Here is a 22,458-nt window from a genome sequence, read left to right as displayed (position 1 = left end):
GAAATCACCTGCTTTTTTTAGTCAAAACATGACAAAAAAAGCTCGTTGTTTCCTTTAGTTTATGATGATAAGATGTATCATAATGTAATGGGAAAATTAGTATATATGTTGTTCGTTAATAAGTAGTATTTATCAATTAATAGTAAGCGCTTTCTTTGAGTTTGAACCGTACGTTTTTATAAGTGGGAAATTTAATTATAGGGTCTTTTAAATGAGGATTCGTTTAACTAATCAAGTTTATGCTGCTAGTTCATGTGGGATAGAGAATATACATATGGTATATGGAGCTACTGAACATTATATAAGTGGAGGCTGAAGTATATGAAGGGGGTTATTTTAGCTGGAGGAAAAGGAAGACGCCTTAGACCATTAACATGTAATACTCCAAAGCCGATGTTACCATTATTAGAAAAACCAGTTTTAGAATACAATATTGAGTTATTACGCCAGCATGGTATTCGTGAAATTGCAATTACTGTTCAATATATGAGTACGACCATTAAGCAATATTTTGGTGATGGTAGTAAATGGGGAGTTAACTTGTATTATTTTGAAGACTCTCCTCCGCTTGGTACAGCAGGGAGTATTAAACAAGCAGAACAATTTTTAGATGAAACATTTGTTGTGATAAGTGGGGATGCATTAACTGACTTTCAATTATCAGAAGGAATTAGGTTTCATGAACAAAAGAAAAGAATAGTAACAATGTTTGTGAAAGAAGTAGAAAATCCACTCTCATTTGGATTGGTTGTAATGAATAAAGACCAGGAGGTTACACGATATATAGAAAAGCCGGGCTGGAATGAGGTAGTCTCTAATGTTGTGAATACAGGCATATATATTATGGAGCCAGAAATCTTTTCTTACATACCGCCTAGGCAATTTTTTGATTTCAGTCATGATGTGTTTCCGTTATTGGCAAATAAAAATGTGTTATTCGCATATTTGTCAGAAGGTTATTGGTTAGATATCGGCACATTTAATCAATATCGACAAGCACAATTTGATTTGTTAACGAAAAAGTTACAAGTACCTATTCCTTATACGGAAGTATTACCGATGGTATGGATGGGAGAAGGGGTGACGATTGGCAAAGGGACGAAAATTCATGGCCCCTCTTTTATTGGAGAAGGAGCAAAGATTGGTACAGGAGCTGTAATTGAGCCATATTCTATTATTGGGAAAAATAGTATCGTTTCAAATTATTCTCATCTTCAAAAAAGTATTGTTTTTGCAAATGCCCACATTGGGAAGTATTGTGAACTATTAGAAACGACAATAGGAGAGCGTACAATAGTTGAAGATGACGTTACACTGTTTCAAAAAAGCGTTGTAGCGGATCACTGTCATATTGGGAGAAGTACGGTAATTAAGCAAAAAGGAAAACTATGGCCTTATAAGGCGATTGATAGTCATTCGATAGTAGGAGCGGCTGGTATTCAAGAGAGTGAAATGAGTGCAGGTTGGTTACAAAAAAGCCGCATTGTAGGAAGAGGGAATGTTGAAATTACTCCCCAGTTTATCGTGAAGATTGCGATGGCGTATGGATCTCTTTTTACAAAAGGAGAGAGTATATTAATTGGAAGTCAAGAAAATATAGAAACAACCTCTTATAAAAATTTATTTTTACATGCTATTCATGGTATCGGGATTCATACGATGGAATGTAAAGAAATGAACGAGTCACTTTTTCAATATAGTGTTCATCATTTGCAATGTGCAGGTGGTGTTTTTATCCAAGTGGAGAATGAGAATGAGATTGTTATAAAGTTATACGGTCAAGCTGGCATGCCGTTAACGTATAAGCAGCAAAAAGAGATAGAACAAGTATATATGTCCGAATTGTTTTATTACGTACATGAGAAAGAAATGGGGCGAAATAAGCTAGTTCATGTTTCTATGAATGAGTATATAGAAGTTATATTGGAGCATATTGATATCGAGAAAATACAGATGCAGAAGTTTCATCTTCTTATTAATAAGAGAAATGATACGTTGCAACATTTACTTATGCTCTTTCTGCAAAGACTTGGTTGTACAGTTACATGGATTTATGCAAGTGAACAAAAAGATCATGTAAAGGCTTTGATGAAATCAAGTAAAGCGAATATGGCTCTTATGTTTTCTGAGCAAGGAAATTATTTCGAGTTATATGATAAGGATAGTAATATTTACCAGGGTACAGATTTGGAAGAGGTAGATATTCCAGATTTCTTACTCGAATCGACAGGAAATATTTACCCAATGTCTTTGAAGTTAGGAGAATGTTATCTTCTATTTTATACGCAGGATGAAAGAAAGTCGTTTCAAGTAAGGTGGAAGCGAGATATTTTATATCGAATTGGAAAATTATTCGAGCTAATAGCATTGCAAGGAAAAACGTTTCTCAGCATAGTAGATCAATCACCGCCGCTCTATTTACTTTATGATGAAGTGGTATGTTCATGGAATGAAAAAGGGGAAATTATGAGGAAATTATTGGATGATATAGAAAGGAAGGGAGAAGGTATATTTGAAGGAGTACAGTTCAAATATACTGAAAAAGAGTGGTCTTATATCGTTTCTGACACAAAACAACCAAAATTTTTAGTGTATTCACATGCTAGAAACCCAGTAATAGCAAGGGAAAACATGAAAAATCTTATAGAAAAAATTAGACAATATCAAAAGGTGTAGAATTTTTATTTTAAAAGTGGTATTATAGTATAGTCTGATTTAAGTTATTAGTACTGGAGGGAAATAAGAATGCGTGTGAATATTACTCTAGCATGTACAGAATGCGGAGATCGTAACTATATCTCAAAGAAAAATAAACGTAACAACGCTGAGCGTATCGAGCTTAAAAAGTATTGCAAGCGTGACAAGAAGTCTACGTTACACCGTGAAACAAAGTAAGCAGTAGGAATATTTTCCTACTGTTTCTTTTTTTATTCGATTCCTATGTTAAAAGTGATACACTATCATCATAGAGAAAAGTGTCACTGTAAGGGGGAGAATGTGTGAAAGAAGAGAAAGTGCGTTTGCGTAAACAAATAATAGAACACATGAATTCTTTATCGAAAGAACAGTATACAACTTTATCAGAACAGATTGCATTTTTGCTGTATGCGCAAAAAGAGTGGGTTGAAGCTAAAACAATTGGAATTACTCTTTCAATGGAAAATGAAGTGAATACATATCCTATTATTGAAAAAGCTTGGGAAGAAGGAAAGAAAGTTGTAGTTCCTAAGTGTAATAAAGGAATAAGAACGATGTCCTTCAGGCAAATTAATAATTTTGATCAATTAGAAACGGTGTATATGAATTTACGTGAACCGATTCCCGGGCTTACGGAAGAAGTGAATGTGGATGAAATTGATCTTCAAATTGTGCCGGGCGTAGCTTATACAGAACGAGGAGAGCGAATTGGGTACGGCGGTGGCTATTATGATCGTTATCTCGTGCATTATAAAGGGAAAACGCTATCATTAGCGTATGATTTTCAAATGGTAAAACACATTCCGGTAGAGCCATTTGATAAAAATATAGAAAAAATTATTACAGAAAAAGGAACAATGCTTATAAATGAGCTTGTATAGACAAATAAAAATTGACGAGACTTTTTCTTCTTGATTATAATAAAATATGTGAACGTTTTCTTATTATAATTTTTTATAGTAAGTGAGCATAGAGGGTGATGAAATGGTATCTATTTATGATATTCAGCAATTGCTAAAGAAATTTGGTACGATTATTTATACGGGAGATCGAATTGCAGATTTACAATTAATGCAAGATGAATTGCGTGAATTAAATCAATCACAGCTAATCGATCCACAAGACTATCAAACAGCTTTATTTTTATTGAAGCAAGAAATTCAAAAAGAGCTAAATAAGAATTAGATAAAGGTAGGTAAGCAACATGGAAGAGAAATGGTTAGTTGGTGTTGACCTTGGTGGTACAACGATTAAATTAGCATTTATTAATGTATACGGTGAAATTTTACATAAGTGGGAAATCCCTACGAATACAGGTGAGCAAGGAAAACATATTACACTTGATGTTGCGAAAGCAATTGATAAAAAGCTAGAAGAATTAGGCGAATTGAAGAGCAAGTTAATTGGTATTGGTATGGGAGCTCCTGGTCCTGTACATGTGGCATCTGGAATGATTTATGAAGCGGTTAATTTAGGGTGGAAAAACTATCCGCTAAAAGATTTATTAGAAGTAGAAACAGGATTACCTGTTGTTATTGATAATGATGCAAACTTAGCAGCGCTTGGTGAAATGTGGAAAGGTGCTGGTGAAGGTGCAAAAGATTTAATCTGCATGACACTTGGTACGGGCGTTGGTGGTGGTGTAATCGCCAATGGTGAGATTGTACACGGCGTGAGTGGTGCTGCTGGTGAGATTGGACATATTACAGTAGTTACAGAAAATGCTTTCCCATGTAATTGCGGGAAGTCTGGTTGCTTAGAAACAGTAGCATCTGCGACAGGTATTGTACGTGTTGCTATGCAAAAAATACAAGAGACTAATAAAGAAAGCATGTTGCGTTCTATGTTAGCTGAAGAAGGACGTATTACATCAAAAGATGTCTTTGAAGCACTTGGACAAGGCGATGAATTAGCAGGCGAAGTAGTAGAAAAAGTAGCTTCTTATTTAGGATTAGCTGTAGCGAACCTTTCTAGTACGTTGAACCCAGAGAAAATTGTTATTGGTGGAGGCGTGTCTAAAGCTGGAGATGCACTATTAGAACCAATTCAACGCTATTTCGAGCAATACGCTTTCTCACGTGCTGTAAAGAGCACGAAGTTAGCTATTGCAACACTTGGTAATGATGCAGGTGTTATCGGAGGAGCTTGGCTTGTAAAAAAGCACAAATACGAAGCGAAGATGATATAAGTTGTGAAATATGAAAAGAGGAAGGGGGAACCCTTCCTCTTTTTGTGTGAAATCTCGATGAAGAATAAAGTGTAAACGAATTAAGCTGCTGGTGGATACCCGTTATATAGAACAGTCATGATCGTAAACCATCCGAAAACGAGTACAGTTGCAATTGCAAAGCCGCTCGCGAAAAAGTTTTTTTCACGAAGTGTTCTAAGCGTAGCAAATACAGCTAACAGAGTGACAAGTGTAAAAATAATAACAAGGCCCATACAATATCCTCCTCTGTCTACCCATTTCTTATTATGAGTTTTTGGAATATTTACTCTTTTATATTGTACATGTTTTAAAAATGATTGTCGAGATAGCATCCTTTCTTTTCCTCAGAGAAAGAAATGTTGTATCATTAAAAGTAAGTTTAATAACTGGAGGAGATTTTCATATGAAATGGATACAAATGCCGTTAGGCCCATTACAAACAAATGCTTATATTTTAATGAACGATCAAAAAGAGTGCATTATCTTTGACCCTGGTCATGAAGGTGAAAAGCTCGTTACATATTTACAAGAAGAACAATTAAAACCATTGGCGGTTTTATTAACACATGCTCACTTTGATCATATCGGTGCTGTTGATGCGGTAAGAGACGCTTTTCATATTCCTGTATACGTACATAAAGAAGAAGCAGATTGGTTAGGAGATGCAACTGTAAACGGCTCTCAAATTTTTATGATGAACCGCAGTATTACAGCAAAACCAGCGGATCATATTATTGATGCAGAAGGTACATTAACAATTGGATCATTTAATTTTGAAATTTTTGAGACGCCGGGACATTCTCCAGGAAGTATTTCTTATTATAGTAAAGAGGCGAATGCTGTATTCTCAGGAGATGTATTGTTCCAAATGAGCATTGGAAGAACAGATTTGCCTGGTGGAAGTTTTGCTGAATTAATTGGAAGTATTGAAGAGAAATTATTTGTATTACCAGATGAAACAGCAGTGTTATGTGGACATGGTCCAGAAACAAGCATTGGCTTTGAAAAAGAAAATAATCCGTTTTTACAATAAGGAGTCATTATAGGGATGGAGCTCATTTTAAGAGAATGGATGGGAAAAGAAAAGGATTATTCAATTTCATATAGTACGTATATGAACCTTGTATTGTATACAGAAGGTCATGGATATTATATGAAAGAACGTGAAAAGATTGGGAGACAAGGGGATTTTTTTACGAGTAGCAATGTATCCTCTGTTTTTGCAAAAACTTTTGCTAAACTTTTTATTCGTCTTGTTGAAAATGGTGAAGTTGCTTCGAATATTTGTGAGGTTGGTGGGGGAACTGGAAAGTTTGCCTATGATGTTTTACAAGAATGGAAGCAATTATCTCCAAAAACCTTTATTGATTTAAACTATTCAATGATTGAAGTGAGCCCTTTTCATAGGGAATTACAGCAGGAGAAACTTGGCTCATTTTCTAATGTATCGTACTATACCTCCTATAGTGAAATGGGAGATTCTTTCGAGGGAATTCTTTTTTCGAATGAGTTGTTTGATGCATTTCCTGTTGAAATAATTGAGAAAAGAAATGGTATGTTGTATGAAGTACGTATTACATATACAGAGGAAGGAAACCTTTCAGAAGTATGTAGGCCGTTAGATAAAAGAATTGGTCGATATTTATTGAAATATAATATTCATATTGCTGAAGGGCAACGTTTTGAAGTACCAATTGTGATGGAGGAGTATATAAAAGAAATTGCGAAATGGTTTCAAAAAGGTATATGTATTACAGTTGATTACGGATACACAAAAGAAGAATGGATGCATCCAGCACACCGTGAAGGAAGTTTGCGAGGGTATTATCAGCATAAGCTAATACGTAACCCACTAGCGCATCCAGGTGAAATGGATCTTACTACTCATATTCATTGGGACGAGCTAAAGGAAATGTTTAGTATGCAAGGAATGAGTGCAGTATGGCATAAGAAACAATCTGAGTTCTTGTTAGCTGCAGGGATATTAGAACAGCTTACGAGCCATCAAGATACGAATCCTTTTTCTGAAACGCAAAAACAAAATCGAGCAGTTCGTTCTATGATTTTGAATGGAGGAGTAGGGAGTGCGTTTGATGTTGTTATACATACAAAAGATATGCAACATTTACATTTGGAGCGGTATGTAACAATATAAAAAACAAGACACAGTATATACTGTGTCTTGTTTTTTAATACGACTTATGTAGTATTATATATTTCCTCTCATGATATATATTTATATTAAAGATATGAGATAAAAAATATAGAATACGTTCTTTTTCTTCGATTATTAGTCCCTAACCTAATAATACGCGAACGAGTTGAATTATTGTTTCGTTCTCTACTTTGTAATAAATTTCTAATCCTTTTCTTTCACTAGAAACGATTTTAGCGCTTTTTAATTTTGCTAAATGCTGTGAAATTGTAGATTGTGGCATGTTTAAGCCAGTGTACATTGTAGAAACGTTGCTTGGACCGCGCTCAATTAATCCTTTTACGATACATAAACGAACAGGATGAGCCAGCACTTTTAATAATTCTGCATTACTTTCATATAGTTCTAATTCTTTTTGAAAGGTTTCTAACATGTTCTTTTCCACCTCCGTGTGAGCTATTATACCATACTATACATACCAAAAATTTAAAGAAAAGAAAATAGTTGTTGCAGAAAAAAAGTCCTAAAGTAAAGAAATTGTAAGAAAAGAGACCATGATGTAAATAAAATAGGTAAATTAGCACGTTTTTGTAAAATGACATTTTTGGGTGAAAATTTCGATACGTTTTAAAAATTGAAAGATATAGATATATTTGTAACACAATTTTATCATGATTTTCTTATTCTTTCAAATGAATATACGAAATTTTTAAAATAATATGACAAAGGAATTATAATGATATATATAGAATATAAAACAGGTTAAAAGAAAAGAAGCTGAATGTAATTCGCTTCTTTATGGTGATAACGAAATATTTGATTACAGCTGATAAATCTTAGGATAATCAAGTCATTAGTCATTTATTCTAAAATTCATCTTTTAGCAACGTTAAAAATCTGTGATTCCATATGTTCTCGTAAAAATCAATCGTCTCTTTTGCGGACATAAAAGGATTATTCAACGTAGAGGTTGTTTTCTGTGCCATAAAGTTTTCGTATCCCAGTCCGTGGGCAAACTTAATCGTAGCATCCATACAGTACTCTGTTTGGGCACCACAAAATTCAATGCGTTTTACAGATAATTGATCTAAAATTTCTTTTAAGTTTGTTTTATAAAATGAATTTGCATGTGTTTTTCTTACAAAAAAATCTTGTTCTTGAACATCTAGATCGGTATGAATAGCCCAAATTTCTTTCTCGGGTACTAAATCATCATCACAATGTTGAACAAAAAGGATTGGTTTATTTAATTTTCTGTATGAAGAAATTCTTTTATTTACTTTTGTTAGTAAGTTCTGTAAATCAAATAAATGCTCTCCGCTATAACATACTCCATTTTGTAAATCGATAACGATTAAAATATCTGCACAAGTATCCATTATTTTTGCTCCTTTTTATTTCTTAATATATCAATTACTCCATTACTTGGAAATAGATAAAAATTTTATTTTTTAATGAACTATATAGACAGAAAAGCACTAAAACGAGTATGTTAAACAGCATAAAAAAAGATATGAAAACTTAATTTCATATCTTCTATTTATTCTATGCATTTACAGGTTCTTCTACATAAGAAAGGGCATTTTCAAAATCGGATATTAAATCGTCAACATTTTCAAGGCCGACTGATAACCGAAGTAATGAATTAGAGATCCCTCTTTCATCACGAGCTTCTTGCGACAGTGCTGCATGTGACATTTTTGCTGGATAAGAAAGAATTGACTCTACAGCTCCTAAACTAACTGCAAAAACAGGTAATTTTACTTTTGACAAAAATTGGCGGAGTGCATCTTCTGACTGCAAAGTAAACGATAAGACCGCTCCAGCTGATGTTGCTTGAGATTGTTGAATATCAAATCCGAGATGCGTTTGTAATCCAGGATAATAGACATTTTGTACTTTAGCGTGCTCTTGTAAATAATGTGCAATTTTATTGGCATTTTTAGCTGAATGCTCGAGGCGTACATGCAATGTTTTTAGGCCGCGAAGTACGAGAGAACAATCTTGAGGCCCTAAGATAGCACCGAATGCATTTTGTAAAAATCCAAGCTTTTGAGCGAGTTCTGCATCTGTTACTACTGCTAATCCGGCAGTAACATCACTATGACCAGCAATAAATTTTGTAGCACTATGAAGAACGACATCAGCTCCAAGTTCAAGTGGTTTCTGGAATAGTGGTGTCAAAAAAGTATTATCAACAAAAGTAAGAGCGCCAATAGATTTTGCAAGTTTAGAAACTTCGCGGATATCTGTCACTTTTAAAAGTGGGTTAGAAGGTGTTTCTACATAAAAGAGCTTTGTATTTGGTTTAATGTTTTGTTTTATTTCTTCTAAATTGGTCATATCAACAAATGTATGTGAAACACCGTAACGGGAGAGTACCTCAGTTATGACTCTGTAAGTGCCTCCGTATACATCTTCTGAAATGAGTACGTGATCACCTTGTGAAAGAAGGAGGAATGCAGTGGAAATCGCTGCAATGCCTGATGCAAAGGCGAATCCCTTTGTTCCACCTTCTAATAAAGCAATGATATCCTCAAGAGCTTCACGAGTTGGATTTCCTGACCTGCTATAGTCATATTTTCCGAACGCATCTACATCAAACTGGTGAAAAGTTGATGTGTTATAAATGGGAACGTTCACAGCGCCTGTTTGTGAGTCATGTTTATATTGGTTGTGTAGTAAGAGTGTATCTATAGAATAGCTCATATTCTTACACCTTCTTTTACGAGTTTAATGGCTTGCTTTAAGTCTTGAATTAAATCGTTACTATTTTCAATGCCAACGGAGAATCGAAGAAGACGATTGCATACACCGTTTGCTGTTCTAATATCTTCAGGAATATCAGCATGTGTTTGCGTTGCTGGATAAGTCATTAAACTTTCTACACCACCAAGACTTTCTGCAAATGTAATTAAGGATAAAGATTGTAAGAATGGATTAATCCAAGCTTCATCTTTAAGGCGGAATGAAATCATGCCGCCTCTTCCTGGATAAAATACATCTGTCACCCCGCCTTCATCATTTAAATATGCAACAACTGCTTTCGCATTTTCTTCATGTTGTCTCATGCGAAGCGCTAACGTTTTCATACCGCGAATTAATAACCATGAGTCAAATGGGCTTAAAACCGCGCCTGATGCATTATGATAATGAGCGATTTCCTCACAAAGTTCCTTTCCTTTTGCAACGACAAGTCCGCTTAGTACATCGTTATGTCCCCCTAAATATTTCGTTGCGCTATGGAGTACAATGTCAGCACCTTCTGTTAATGGTTGCTGTATATAAGGTGTGTAGAATGTGTTGTCTACAATAAGAAGTAGTCCGTGCCTTTTCGCTACAGTTGCGACAGCGGCAATATCAGTAACTTGCATTAACGGATTAGTTGGAGTTTCTATGAAAATAGCCTTCGTTTCAGTTGTGATAGCTTGCTCAATTTGTTTAATAGATTGTGTATTTACGTATCTACATCGAACATTCCACTTTTTTTCGTGCTCAGAAAATAATCGATACGTTCCCCCGTATAAATCTTCAGATACAATAAGTTCGTCTCCAGAGTGGAATAGAGAAAGGACGAGGAGAACAGCCGCCATCCCTGAACTACAGGCATAACCTTGTTCGCCATATTCTAAGTCTGCGATCGCCTGTTCTAAAAGACCGCGAGTTGGATTGCCAGTTCGTGAATAGTCAAAGCCAGTAGATTTACCAATTCCTTCGTGACGATAAGCGGTTGAGAAATAAACCGGTGGATTAACCGTTCCTGTTGTAGTTTCACTGCGATTTCCGATTTGTGCTAGTTTCGTTTCGATTGTTGACATGTGAAAATTCCTCCTTTTTAAATTGAAACATTAAGTGAATATAAAATAAAAAAAGCCTTCTAAGAAGAAGGCTTTCGGTTTGAATAGAGTCTTCTTCTCATCTGTCAAATCTTTCACAATTTGCTGGAATTAGCACCTTATTAACAAAATGTTAATGGTTGCTGAGGCGTCATAGGGCCAGTCCCTCTACCTCTCTAGATAAGAATGTTCGTATGAAATTTTTATTATGTTTTTAACTTTACAACAAAAGATAATTGAATTGCAAGTTTATTTTAAATAATTTTTATTTTTCCGCAAGTGTCATTGACTTTTATTTTTGTGCATGCTAAATTTATTAAAAAATTAACAAACATTGTTAAAAGGGGAACGCATTTCCTTTTAGCTACATAAATAAAATAATAAAGACAACTCTTATTGAGAGCGGTGGAGGGAAAGGCCCTGTGAAACCCGGCAACCTTCAAACGAAATGTTTGAAACGGTGCTAATACCTGCAAAACGAATGTTTTGCATAATAAGAGGAGGAACGATTATGTCCCCCTCTTCAAAGTGAAGAGGGGGTTTTTATATTGATAGAAATGAGGGAGATTCGTGAAATTACTAGATTTATTATCAAAAGGAATTGTAATAGGTGATGGTGCGGTTGGGACGTTATTGCATTCACATGGTTTGCAAAGTAGCTTTGAAGAATTGAATGTATCTGATCCAGACTTAATTATATCGATTCATAAACAATATGTAGCTGCTGGAGCAGATGTAATTCAAACGAATACGTATGGGGCAAATGAGGCGAAATTACGTATGTATGGTTTAGAAAATCAAGTTACAGAAATTAATAGAGCGGCAGTAAAACTGGCGAAAGCATCTGTTACAGACAGAAATGCAATTTTAGGAACAATTGGTGGTATGAAACACATCGGAGCCGTTACAACGACTGATATGGAAAGGGAGTTTATGCTACTTGAACAGGCAGGGGCTTTACTAGAAGAACAGGTTGATGGATTACTATTAGAAACTTTTTACGATGAATTTGAATTACTTCATGCCGTTAAAGTATTGCGTAAGCAAACGAACATTCCAATTGTTGCTCAATTAGCGTTACATGAAGCAGGTACGACTCAAAATGGAAATGATGTCAATGAAATATTAAAGCAACTTATAGATTACGGTGCAAATGTTGTTGGATTGAATTGTCAACTAGGGCCGCTTCATATGACGGAAGCTTTCAAAATGATATCGATTCCGCAAAATGGCTATTTATCAGCATACCCAAATGCAGGTCTCCCGAATTATGTAGAGGGACGTTACGTATATGAGGGAAGTCCAGCTTATTTCGAAGCGATGACACCGAAATTTATTGAGCAAGGTATTCGGTTATTAGGTGGTTGTTGTGGCACGACTCCAGAACATATTGAAAGTATGAAACGTGCAATTGCAAATGTTACACCTGTAATAGAAAAGGATACGATTCAAAGACCGAAAGTAGTTCATACACACGAGAAACGTTCAAAAGCTCATGTCACATTAGCAGAGAAAGCAAAAAAACAAACGACAGTAGTAGTGGAATTAGATCCACCGAAAACATTAGATACGCAGCGATTTTTTGAAGGAGCAAGAGCATTGAAAAGAGCTGGGGCAGATGCTATTACTCTAGCAGATAATTCATTAGCATCGCCTCGCATCTCGAATATGGCAATGGGGGCATTATTAACGAAGCACGATATTCCGGTATTGACGCATTTAACGTGTAGAGATCATAACGTCATTGGACTACAGTCTCATTTATTAGGCTTATCGGCGTTAGGTATGGAAGAAGTGTTAGCTTTAACTGGTGATCCAGCACGCGTTGGTGATTTTCCAGGTGCCACTTCTGTATATGATTTGTCCTCTATTGAGCTCATTAAAATGATTAAAGAAATGAACGACGGACGCTCGATTTTAGGGAAATCAATAGGTCCAGCAACAAGGTTTTCAGTGGGAGGTGCGTTTAATCCGCATGTAAGACATTTAAAAGCAGCGGTTAAGCGGATGGAACGGAAAATAGATGCTGGAGCGGAATATTTCTTAACTCAGCCAATTTATGATATCGCGTTAATTGAAGAAGTGTATGAAGCGACAAAGCATTTGGAACAACCTATTTTTATTGGGATTATGCCATTAATAAGTAAAAGGAATGCAGATTTCCTTCATTTTGAGGTGCCGGGTATTACTCTACCTGAAGAAATAAGGGAGAGAATGGATGGACATGAAACGAAAGAGGCAGCAATTGAGGAAGGGATTCGCATTTCACAAGAATTGATCGATGTGGCGATGAAATATTTTAACGGCATTTATCTTATTACACCATTTCTAAAATATGAAATTACAGAACATCTTGTTAAATATGTGAGAGAAAAGCAAGAAGTGAAAGAAGGTATTAACTGATGAAATGTATAGAAGAAAAATTACAAAATAACATCTTAATATTAGATGGTGCAATGGGAACAATGATCCAGCAAGAGGACTTAACTGCGGAAGATTTCGGAGGAGAAGAGTACGAAGGGTGTAATGAATATTTAGTAGAAACAAGACCTGATGTCATTTTAAAGATTCATAAAGCTTATATTGAAGCTGGAGCGGATATTATTGAAACAAATACATTTGGGGCAACGAATATTGTACTAAGTGATTATGAGCTGTCTCATTTAGATGAAGAACTAAATGAAAAGGCAGCACTTTTGGCGAAGCAAGCTGTTAAAGAAAGCGGGAAGGAAGTATATGTTGCGGGAGCGATGGGACCAACAACGAAAGCAATTAGTGTTACAGGTGGTGTGACTTTTGAAGAATTGATTGAGGCTTATACAAGGCAGGCACGAGGATTATTAAAAGGAGAAGTTGATGTATTACTCGTTGAGACGAGTCAAGATATGCGTAACGTGAAAGCAGCTTATATTGGAATTCAAGCCGCTTTTGAAGAAATGAAAAAAACGGTTCCTATTATGATTTCAGGAACGATTGAGCCAATGGGAACGACTCTGGCTGGGCAAACAATTGAAGCTTTTTATTTATCAGTAGAACATATGAAACCATTATCTGTTGGATTAAACTGTGCGACTGGTCCGGAGTTTATGAGGGACCATATTCGTTCACTATCTGATTTATCGGAGTGTTACATTTCTTGTTATCCAAATGCAGGTCTTCCTGATGAAGATGGACATTACCATGAATCTCCATCTTCTCTTGCTGAAAAGGTGAAACGATTTGCTGAAGAAGGATGGGTTAATATTATTGGTGGTTGTTGTGGCACGACACCAGAACATATAAAAGCAATGAAAGAAGCACTAGCATCTCTTAAGCCTCGTGACCATCATGAGAGAGAAGGACATGGAATTAGTGGATTGGAGGCACTGCAATACGATGAGTCTATGAGACCGTTATTTGTAGGTGAAAGAACGAATGTTATTGGATCACGTAAATTTAAACGATTAGTAGCAGAAGGGAAATTTGAAGAGGCTGCTGAAGTGGCAAGGGCGCAAGTGAAGAAAAATGCTCATATTATTGATATTTGTATGGCAGATCCTGATCGTGATGAAATAGAAGATATGGAGAAATTTTTGACAGAAGTTACGAAAGTGTTAAAAGTACCGATTATGATTGATTCAACGGATGAAAATGTTATGGCAAGAGCACTTACTTATATTCAAGGAAAAGCTGTTATCAACTCTATTAATTTAGAAGATGGAGAAGAGCGTTTTGAAAAGGTAACACCGCTTCTTCGTAAGTATGGTGCTGCAATTGTAGTTGGTACAATCGATGAAGATGGTATGGCAGTAAGTGCTGAAAGAAAATTAGAAATTGCAAAAAGAAGTTACGAATTATTAACTACGAAATATGGGATACGCCCGTCAGATATTATTTTTGATGCACTTGTGTTTCCAGTAGGGACAGGTGATGAAGAATATATTGGTTCAGCGGCAGCGACTATAGAAGGAATTCGCCTTATTAAAGAAGCGTTACCAGAGTGTTTAACGATTTTAGGTGTAAGTAACATATCATTTGGTTTACCACCAGCTGGACGTGAAGTATTGAATTCCGTCTTTTTATATCATGCTACGAAGGCTGGATTAGATTACGCGATTGTTAATACGGAAAAATTAGAACGCTATGCGTCGATTCCAGAGGAAGAAAAACACCTTGCAGATGCATTACTGTTTGAAACGACGAAAGAGACGTTAGAAGAATTTACAAACTTTTACCGAGTCGCTAAAAAGAAAGATGTCGTTGTGCAAGAAACGTTAACGCTTGATGAAAGACTAGCAAATTATATTGTAGAAGGTACGAAACAAGGATTACACGAGGATTTAAGTCTTGCACTTGAAGAAGGAAGAAAACCTCTTGATATTATTAACGGTCCGCTTATGACAGGGATGGACGAGGTAGGACGACTATTTAATAATAATGAACTTATTGTTGCTGAAGTATTGCAAAGTGCCGAAAGTATGAAAGCTGCTGTAAGCTATTTAGAGCCACATATGGAATCTAGTGATAGTGCGAAAAAAGGGAAAGTATTATTAGCAACTGTAAAAGGTGACGTGCATGATATTGGGAAAAATCTCGTTGAAATTATTTTAGCGAATAACGGATATGAGATTATTAATTTAGGAATTAATGTACGTTCGGATCGAATTGTTCAAGAAGTACAAGAAAAGAAGCCGGACATTATAGGCCTCTCAGGTTTATTAGTAAAATCAGCGCAACAAATGGTAACGACTGCTGAAGATTTAAAAGCAGCAAATATTGATGTTCCCATTGTTGTAGGTGGTGCAGCGTTAACGAGAAAGTTTACAGATAATCGGATTTCACCATCATATAAAGGGCTCGTTTGTTATGCGAGTGATGCAATGACGGGGCTCGATATTATTAATAAGCTTCAAAAAGAAGAAGAGCGTGAGAAGATGAAACAGGATAAGAAAGAACGGCATCTTCATATCGTAAAAAAAGAGGAGAAGAAAGTAGAAATTCCAGCAGTAATTGAGCCATTACCGAAGACTGAGGTTATCGTGCCTGATTCAACAAAACGAATTGTATTACGCGATATTCCCGCCCTTCATCTCGCTCCATTTTTAAATAGACAAATGCTACTTGGGCATCACCTTGGATTAAAAGGAAATGTGAAGAAGCTTTTGAAAGAGGGAGATAAGAGAGCGTATGAATTAAATGATTTAATAGATGAATTATTGCAAGAAGGACAATCTTGGTTAAAGCCAAAAGCAGTGTATCAATTTTTCCCAGCGCAAAGCGACGGACAAAACATTGTAATATATGATCCAGAAGATCATACGCGTGTTATAGAGCGTTTCACATTCCCTAGACAAGGAAAGGCCCCCTATCGTACTTTAGGCGATTATTTGCGCCCAATTGGAGATGAGATGGACTATGTTGCTTTCTTATCTGTTACGGTTGGGGAAGGAGTTCGGGACATTGCTGAAGAGTGGAAAGCGAAAGGTGATTACTTACGTAGTCATGCCATTCAATCGTTAGCGCTTGAATTAGCAGAAGGACTTGCTGAAAAAACACATATGCTCATTCGTGACCGCTGGGGCATTCCAGACTCACCTGAACTGACGATGGAAGAACGTTTCCGTACGAAATATAGGGGAATACGCGTGTCATTTGGTTACCCGGCGTGTCCAGAACTTGCAGATCAAGAAAAGCTATTTCGCTTAATTCATCCAGAGGAAATAGGTATTTCATTAACAGAAGGATTCATGATGGAGCCAGAAGCGTCCGTAACGGCTATGGTATTTTCTCACCCTGAGGCAAGATATTTTAGTGTATTATAGTCTAGAAGGGGGAGACGTATGAAGAAAATAGTCTTTACAGGTGGCGGTTCGGCAGGACATGTAACACCTAATTTAGCCATTATCCCACATTTACAGAAAGACAACTGGGATATCTCTTATATTGGTTCTCATCAAGGTATTGAGAAAACGATTATAGAAAAGGAAGGCATTCCCTACTATAGTATTTCGAGTGGAAAGCTACGTCGTTATTTTGATTTGAAAAATATAAAAGATCCTTTTCTTGTAATGAAGGGTGTTATGGATGCGTATGTAAGGATTCGAAAACTAAAACCAGATGTGATTTTTTCAAAAGGCGGTTTCGTATCTGTACCAGTCGTAATAGGAGGATGGCTAAATAGAGTACCAGTTTTATTACATGAATCTGATATGACGCCAGGACTAGCAAATAAAATTGCGCTTCGTTTTGCTTCGAAAATATTTGTTACATTTGAAGAAGCAGCGAAACATTTACCAAAAGAAAAAGTAATATATACGGGATCTCCTGTACGTGAAGAAGTGCTGAAGGGAAATCCTGAAACAGGTTTAGCATTTTTAGGTTTTTCACGTAAAAAGCCAGTTATTACGATTATGGGAGGCAGCTTGGGCGCGAAGAAAATTAATGATACGGCTCGAGAAGCATTACCAGAACTTCTTAAAAAGTATCAAATTGTTCACCTTTGCGGAAAAGGTAACCTTGATGAAAGTTTACAAAATAAAGAAGGATATAGACAATTTGAATATGTACATGGAGAACTGCCGGATATATTAGCGGTAACCGATTTTGTTATTTCACGCGCGGGCTCCAACGCAATTTTTGAATTTTTAACATTACAAAAGCCGATGGTTTTAATTCCATTATCGAAATTTGCAAGCCGTGGCGATCAAATATTAAATGCAGAGTCCTTTGAAAGGCAAGGGTATGCCTCCGTATTATATGAAGAAGATGTAACTGTAAAATCTCTGATAAAGTATGTCGAAGAATTGAATCAAAATAATGAGAAGTATAAAACAGTACTAAAAAAATATAATGGAAAAGAAGCAATTAAAACAATTATTCAAAATATTTCAGAGGCATGATGAAACAATCATGCCTCTTTTAGTAGGGTGAAAGATTCCAAGAATTGATATTTTTATGTTACAATAAAGTGAAACTTTAATCAGTTGGGTGCATCCCACATCTAACTTCTTTACTTTTACTGAAATTTGAGGAGGGAGTCTTACTGCCCTCAAATAGCGGGATAACAAATGGGTTAATAGGGAAATTCCAATTAATGAGGCGTGAAAATACGAATGGATTAGGAGTGACTGTGTTGGAGCTAAGTCTCTATGAAAATACTGCACTTATTATATGCTTTGTGTTGTACGTTGGTAGTGTTATTGTTTATATTTCAAGGAAATTTTCGCAAGAAAGAGGGCTTGAAAAGTCAGAGATAACAGCTGAACTAGAAATGTTAGCTGATGAAAGTTATAAAAAACAAAAAATAAAAGAAGACCATGAAGCATCCCATCATTTAAACGCAAATAAGTTTTAAAGATGGGGATTTTTTTTGAAGTTGTTCTTTATTATAGCTATAACAAATAACGCTAAAAAGGAGTTTCCCCATACATAATGAAGGAGTGTATATAAATGAATTTTTATATCGCCTCAGGTTTCCAAAATAAACATCTTGTACGTTCCGTAGCAAATGAACTGAAACATGCAGGATGGCATCATACATATGATTGGACCAAAAACGAAAGAGCAGCGAATCAAGAACAATTAAGAGAAATTGGTCAGGCAGAACAAAATGCTGTAAAAGAAGCGGATGTATTTTTACTTATATTAGATGGCGGAAACGGGAGCCATACAGAGTTTGGAATGGCGATTGCGCTAGAGAAAACTATATATGTATATCATGCAGGAAATCCGTTCCAAACAACGTTCTATCACTTGCCAGAAATAAATATTTTTGAAGGAGATGTAGCTGAGTTTGCATCTTATGTTATGAATCATGTGAAATAATAGTAACTACCTAAAAGGTTATAAAAGTGATCTTTTGGGTACAGTGATGATAAGAAACGTATATAAAGGAGTACATAATATGAAATTAGAAAATGGATGGGAAACGAGCTTTTTAGAAGTCGTACAAAATAGTGAATTTAAGAAAGAGGCACTTCTTAGTCAATTGCTTTGTCAGGATAGTGAAGAAGTAGAAGAGCTTGTGGATGATTACGGCTACGAAGAGCTTGTTGAACGCGAACATGATGATGAGTTAGCTGAAATTTTAGGAGAAGAACTTTTTAGTGAGATGGAACGACAAGTATTCTTATCTTCAAACCCAGAAGAAAAACTTATTTCATTCGTCAATGGATTAGGTTTTCATGTATTAGATTGGATCGTTCTTCTTGAAACAGAATTTGGAATTGATAGTGCAAACTTTACATCAGATGCTGTGAAGGTGTTAGAAAAGCGTTTCAGCCAGTTTCCATACATAGAGGATAAGACAATTTTTGATATGACATTTGGAGAATCGATGGATGTATTAGAATCTGTTACAGGATTACAACTAAAGGAAAAGATGAACGTATAATGAAAAAAGAACGTGATTGGATCACGTTCTTTTTTTACATAATAATAATTTTATCATCTAGTTTTGTCTGCCCGGTAAGAAGTGCGTTTAAATATTCCACTTTTCTTATACAAGCTTGTATATGTCTTTCAACCTCTTGTAACTCTGCTTGGTGATGTGTTTCAATTGGATGAATTTGTACGTTGAATTTTTCAAATTGACTACTATATGTTATTTCTGCATAGCCGCTCATAATATCGGTTTCGTTATGAAATAAAAATTGCCTCGTTTTGTCACAGAATGATACATCCTGAAAGCCATATACTTTTAATGCTTCAATTACTTTTTTTATCATTTTTGTATTCATTTTTTAACCCTCTTTACGAAGTTCTACTTTTATATTATAACATAAAAAATTACATAGAAAGCGCTTCCAAGTGTATTTTATTATAAACTTTACGTTTCAATCACAAAAATGAAACAAAGAAAAAATAATTGTAAAGAAGGAAGGACTCTTTTATTGTTTCGTCATATATATAGAGAAATAGTGCAATGAAAGGAAATTTTCCGAGGTGGAGATCGTATTTCCAATTTGAGCGCAGTAAAAGAGGTGAGAATCTTGAACTTTGATATTGTAGGACAAAAAGCATATATAAAAGATGGACCGCATCGGAACCGAATTGGAATTGTAAAGAAAAGCGAGACAAAATTAGCATCGCAGTTTGCTATTGTAATTGGAGAACAAATCATTGATGTAGAGCTAAAGGATATCGTGTTAGTTGGAGTAGACGTAGGACAATTTCATAAATGGTGCGAACAAAATGGTTATTTGTGAAAAGGACGGGCTGTGAGATAATGAAATATATTTGAGGAAAGAGAATATGTTATTGTATTCTCTTTTTCTATGTTTAAGGAGGCGAAAATGAAATATAAAGAACAGGAGTTTACGTTGGAGTTAAAAGAGAACATTCAATGTATGGAGAAGGAAATAGAGCGAATATTACTTAAACTGTATAAAGAGTATTCGCATTTATACATAGAAAAACATATGGAATTAGATATGGGATTTGCAAGAGAAAAAAAGAATCCCTTTGAGGTGGGTTATTATTCATCAGTCGCTATAGCTATATTAGATGAAGAAAAAGAGATAATTGAATTTCACAATATTCCAATTTCGAAATGCGAAAGAATCTTTTTAGGAATGCCAATTCAATCAAACATTTTTGGGAGTAAGAAAGTAGGGGAACTTGCTGATGAATCTTGTTATGAAATTGAGGAAGAGTTAAAAGAGCGATTAGAACAATACTTGAAGTGATAATTCTCAAGATAAAATCTATAAAGAGGGAACGGAATAAAAAAAGACGCTAACAATTGTATGTTAGCGTCTTTTTTCATTATGAAGCAATTTCACCAGTTTTTGTATCATCTTGATTGTACGTATCTTGATCTAATTCACCAAGCCATTTACTTGAAATAAGACCTGCTGTCATAGAACCACTTACGTTAAGAGCTGTACGGCCCATATCGATTAATGGCTCAACTGAGATAACTAGAGCAACAATACCGATTGGTAAGTTCATTGTAGATAGTACGATTAAAGCTGCGAATGTTGCACCGCCACCAACTCCGGCAACACCGAATGAGCTAATAGCGACGACAGCGATTAAAGTTAAAATAAATTGTGGTTGTAATGGATTAATTCCTACAGTTGGAGCGACCATCATTGCAAGCATTGCTGGATAAATACCTGCGCAACCGTTTTGTCCGATAGATACTCCAAATGAAGCTGCGAAGTTTGCAATTCCTTCGGAGATACCAAGCTTTTCTTTTTGAGCTTCAATATTTAATGGCATCGCACCAGCACTAGAGCGAGATGTGAATGCAAATGTTAATACAGGGAATACTTTTTTCAAATATTGAATTGGATTTAAACCAGACAGTGCGATTAATAATAAGTGAATGATAAACATTACGATAAGTGCTACATAAGAGGCTAACACGAAGTTACCAAGTTTTAAAATAGCATTTATATCGCTACCAGCAACTGTTTTTGCCATAAGAGCTAATACGCCGTATGGAGTAAGACGTAAAATTAATGTTACCATACGCATTACGATTGCATATACAGCATCAAGCATTTTCTTAAATAGCTCTGCTTGTTCTGGATATTTTCGTTTTACACCTATAAAGGCAATGCCGATAAAGGCTGCAAATATTACGACAGAAATTGTTGATGTTGGACGAGCGCCTGTTAAATCAAGAAACGGATTTGTAGGCAATAGCTCTAATAATTTATCTGGAATTGTTGTCTTTTCAATAGAAGTAAATCTTTCTTCAACTAGTTTCAGACGAGTAGATTCTGCATCACCTTGTTGCAGGCCTGTTGCAGATACATCAAATCCTGCACTTGCAGCGATACCGACAGCTGCAGCGATTCCTGTAGTGAGAATTAAAATTCCGATAATAAGACCACTAATTTTACCAAGATTTTTCGTTAACTGTAATTTTGTAAATGCTGAAATAATAGATACTAAAATAAGTGGCATAACGATCATTTGAAGTAATTTCACATAACCGTTACCGATTAAGCCAAACCAAGTATTTGATTCAATAATTACTTTAGAAGTTGGCTCATAAATAAATTGTAATATAAGACCGAATAAAATTCCGACTCCTAAAGCGGTAAATACACGTTTATTAAAAGATACATGCTTACGTTGCATATAATATAATACGCCAACTAAAATGAGCATGACTGCAACGTTAATTCCGACAAGCAGTGTATTCATGTTGATTCCCCCTAATTCCAATCTGTTATATAGAATATAAGTTAATAAAACCTATAAGTCAACTAGGAAATTCCGGAATTAAAAAAAAGATGGCAAAATGCCATCTTTTAATGTCCAGCCCCAGGCACAAGTAAGAATGTCGTGTAGTATGTAAATCCTATGAAGAAAACAGTCAAATATGCCCCGAATACGTATATATACATACGCTCTGTTAATTTTAAATAGCTTAAAAGTACGAAGAAGCCTGTTTGTCCTAAAAATAGTAGTGCAGCCTGTTGCATATCTCCTACGTAAAACATAACCGAGAAAATTCCAGTCCAAAAGCCGAGAACGCGAAACATGCGATCCATGCCATTTCCCTCCTTTTCTAGAAAAAGTAAAACCTCACCTCATTATAGTTTATTTTTCTTACTATTGTAAAT

Annotated in this window: 23 protein-coding genes and 2 riboswitches; of the genes, 15 read left to right on the top strand and 8 right to left on the bottom strand. The window is 35.5% G+C overall.

The window, feature by feature from the left end:
* Positions 1 to 321 precede the first annotated feature (321 nt).
* The 5 genes from MHI26_RS21985 (at position 322) to glcK (ending at position 4,885) form a co-directional block, all read left to right on the top strand.
* Positions 322 to 2,676 (top strand): sugar phosphate nucleotidyltransferase, encoded by a 2,355-nt coding sequence (locus tag MHI26_RS21985; RefSeq protein WP_000679327.1) that lies wholly within the window; start codon positions 322 to 324, stop codon positions 2,674 to 2,676.
* A 69-nt stretch (positions 2,677 to 2,745) separates the two neighbouring features.
* Positions 2,746 to 2,895, top strand: a complete 150-nt coding sequence (gene rpmG, locus MHI26_RS21980; RefSeq protein ID WP_001265616.1) for a 50S ribosomal protein L33 — start codon at positions 2,746 to 2,748, stop codon at positions 2,893 to 2,895.
* A 104-nt stretch (positions 2,896 to 2,999) separates the two neighbouring features.
* The gene (locus MHI26_RS21975; protein WP_000656862.1) at positions 3,000 to 3,578 is read left to right on the top strand and encodes a 5-formyltetrahydrofolate cyclo-ligase; all 579 of its coding nucleotides are present in this window, start codon (positions 3,000 to 3,002) and stop codon (positions 3,576 to 3,578) included.
* 103 nt (positions 3,579 to 3,681) lie between these two features.
* A complete protein-coding gene (locus tag MHI26_RS21970) occupies positions 3,682 to 3,882 on the top strand; it encodes a YqgQ family protein (RefSeq protein ID WP_000253699.1) in 201 nt (66 codons plus the stop codon).
* Positions 3,883 to 3,901: 19 nt separating this feature from the next.
* Positions 3,902 to 4,885 (top strand): glucokinase, encoded by a 984-nt coding sequence (glcK, locus tag MHI26_RS21965; RefSeq protein WP_000391701.1) that lies wholly within the window; start codon positions 3,902 to 3,904, stop codon positions 4,883 to 4,885.
* A gap of 80 nt (positions 4,886 to 4,965) precedes the next feature.
* On the opposite strand, the gene MHI26_RS21960 is transcribed toward glcK, so the two are convergent.
* Positions 4,966 to 5,139 (bottom strand): DUF2759 domain-containing protein, encoded by a 174-nt coding sequence (locus tag MHI26_RS21960; RefSeq protein WP_000524852.1) that lies wholly within the window; start codon positions 5,137 to 5,139, stop codon positions 4,966 to 4,968.
* 170 nt (positions 5,140 to 5,309) lie between these two features.
* Between MHI26_RS21960 and MHI26_RS21955 the strand changes: the two genes are divergently transcribed.
* Both MHI26_RS21955 and MHI26_RS21950 read left to right on the top strand, forming a co-directional pair.
* Entirely contained in the window at positions 5,310 to 5,939 is a 630-nt protein-coding gene (locus tag MHI26_RS21955; protein ID WP_000871225.1) for an MBL fold metallo-hydrolase, read from the top strand.
* A gap of 9 nt (positions 5,940 to 5,948) precedes the next feature.
* A complete protein-coding gene (locus tag MHI26_RS21950) occupies positions 5,949 to 7,061 on the top strand; it encodes a class I SAM-dependent methyltransferase (RefSeq protein WP_000525145.1) in 1,113 nt (370 codons plus the stop codon).
* Positions 7,062 to 7,203: 142 nt separating this feature from the next.
* On the opposite strand, the gene MHI26_RS21945 is transcribed toward MHI26_RS21950, so the two are convergent.
* The 4 genes from MHI26_RS21945 to metI all read right to left on the bottom strand — a co-directional run bounded on the left by MHI26_RS21945 (position 7,204) and on the right by metI (position 10,879).
* Positions 7,204 to 7,494, bottom strand: coding sequence for an ArsR/SmtB family transcription factor (locus MHI26_RS21945; protein ID WP_000894377.1), 291 nt, complete (start codon positions 7,492 to 7,494; stop codon positions 7,204 to 7,206).
* 433 nt (positions 7,495 to 7,927) lie between these two features.
* Complete coding sequence (locus tag MHI26_RS21940) at positions 7,928 to 8,440, bottom strand: cysteine hydrolase family protein (protein WP_000379162.1); 513 nt, start codon at positions 8,438 to 8,440, stop codon at positions 7,928 to 7,930.
* 166 nt (positions 8,441 to 8,606) lie between these two features.
* Complete coding sequence (gene metC, locus MHI26_RS21935) at positions 8,607 to 9,770, bottom strand: cystathionine beta-lyase (protein ID WP_061666288.1); 1,164 nt, start codon at positions 9,768 to 9,770, stop codon at positions 8,607 to 8,609.
* On the bottom strand, positions 9,767 to 10,879 hold the full coding sequence (gene metI, locus MHI26_RS21930; RefSeq protein ID WP_061666289.1) for a cystathionine gamma-synthase/O-acetylhomoserine thiolyase: 1,113 nt from the start codon (positions 10,877 to 10,879) through the stop codon (positions 9,767 to 9,769). The genes metC and metI overlap by 4 nt, the downstream gene beginning before the upstream one ends.
* Before the next feature lie 94 nt (positions 10,880 to 10,973).
* Positions 10,974 to 11,084: riboswitch (SAM riboswitch) on the bottom strand.
* A 203-nt stretch (positions 11,085 to 11,287) separates the two neighbouring features.
* Positions 11,288 to 11,397, top strand: a riboswitch (SAM riboswitch).
* Positions 11,398 to 11,467: 70 nt separating this feature from the next.
* On the opposite strand from metI, the gene MHI26_RS21925 reads away from it, so the two are divergent.
* From MHI26_RS21925 to MHI26_RS21900, 6 genes are all read left to right on the top strand, one after another.
* Positions 11,468 to 13,300, top strand: a complete 1,833-nt coding sequence (locus MHI26_RS21925; protein ID WP_000770355.1) for a bifunctional homocysteine S-methyltransferase/methylenetetrahydrofolate reductase — start codon at positions 11,468 to 11,470, stop codon at positions 13,298 to 13,300.
* Complete coding sequence (gene metH / locus MHI26_RS21920) at positions 13,300 to 16,698, top strand: methionine synthase (protein ID WP_061666290.1); 3,399 nt, start codon at positions 13,300 to 13,302, stop codon at positions 16,696 to 16,698. The genes MHI26_RS21925 and metH overlap by 1 nt, the downstream gene beginning before the upstream one ends.
* 18 nt (positions 16,699 to 16,716) lie before the next feature.
* Positions 16,717 to 17,775 carry an undecaprenyldiphospho-muramoylpentapeptide beta-N-acetylglucosaminyltransferase gene (locus tag MHI26_RS21915; protein ID WP_000724758.1) on the top strand — a complete coding sequence of 353 codons (1,059 nt, stop codon included), beginning with the start codon at positions 16,717 to 16,719 and terminating at the stop codon, positions 17,773 to 17,775.
* A 194-nt stretch (positions 17,776 to 17,969) separates the two neighbouring features.
* On the top strand, positions 17,970 to 18,230 hold the full coding sequence (locus tag MHI26_RS21910) for a DUF3966 domain-containing protein (protein WP_001250701.1): 261 nt from the start codon (positions 17,970 to 17,972) through the stop codon (positions 18,228 to 18,230).
* 95 nt (positions 18,231 to 18,325) lie between these two features.
* Positions 18,326 to 18,700, top strand: a complete 375-nt coding sequence (locus tag MHI26_RS21905) for a nucleoside 2-deoxyribosyltransferase (protein ID WP_001012346.1) — start codon at positions 18,326 to 18,328, stop codon at positions 18,698 to 18,700.
* Between the two features lie 79 nt (positions 18,701 to 18,779).
* Positions 18,780 to 19,268, top strand: coding sequence for a hypothetical protein (locus tag MHI26_RS21900; RefSeq protein WP_000764268.1), 489 nt, complete (start codon positions 18,780 to 18,782; stop codon positions 19,266 to 19,268).
* 34 nt (positions 19,269 to 19,302) lie between these two features.
* On the opposite strand, the gene MHI26_RS21895 is transcribed toward MHI26_RS21900, so the two are convergent.
* Positions 19,303 to 19,614, bottom strand: a complete 312-nt coding sequence (locus MHI26_RS21895) for a hypothetical protein (RefSeq protein ID WP_001093240.1) — start codon at positions 19,612 to 19,614, stop codon at positions 19,303 to 19,305.
* A 252-nt stretch (positions 19,615 to 19,866) separates the two neighbouring features.
* Between MHI26_RS21895 and MHI26_RS21890 the strand changes: the two genes are divergently transcribed.
* Complete coding sequence (locus tag MHI26_RS21890; protein ID WP_001008333.1) at positions 19,867 to 20,082, top strand: DUF3912 family protein; 216 nt, start codon at positions 19,867 to 19,869, stop codon at positions 20,080 to 20,082.
* Between the two features lie 87 nt (positions 20,083 to 20,169).
* On the top strand, positions 20,170 to 20,562 hold the full coding sequence (locus MHI26_RS21885; protein WP_061666291.1) for a hypothetical protein: 393 nt from the start codon (positions 20,170 to 20,172) through the stop codon (positions 20,560 to 20,562).
* A 79-nt stretch (positions 20,563 to 20,641) separates the two neighbouring features.
* On the opposite strand, the gene MHI26_RS21880 is transcribed toward MHI26_RS21885, so the two are convergent.
* The gene (locus MHI26_RS21880; protein ID WP_061666292.1) at positions 20,642 to 22,036 is read right to left on the bottom strand and encodes an L-cystine transporter; all 1,395 of its coding nucleotides are present in this window, start codon (positions 22,034 to 22,036) and stop codon (positions 20,642 to 20,644) included.
* 107 nt (positions 22,037 to 22,143) lie between these two features.
* Entirely contained in the window at positions 22,144 to 22,386 is a 243-nt protein-coding gene (locus MHI26_RS21875) for a DUF2626 domain-containing protein (RefSeq protein ID WP_000375619.1), read from the bottom strand.
* Positions 22,387 to 22,458 lie beyond the last annotated feature (72 nt).

Origin of the sequence: Bacillus sp. FSL K6-1218 (genome assembly GCF_038006445.1) — a bacterium.
Taxonomy (GTDB): domain Bacteria; phylum Bacillota; class Bacilli; order Bacillales; family Bacillaceae_G; genus Bacillus_A; species Bacillus_A thuringiensis_S.
Note: the sequence above shows the minus strand (reverse complement) of the source record. Positions and strands in the feature narration are given on the sequence as shown.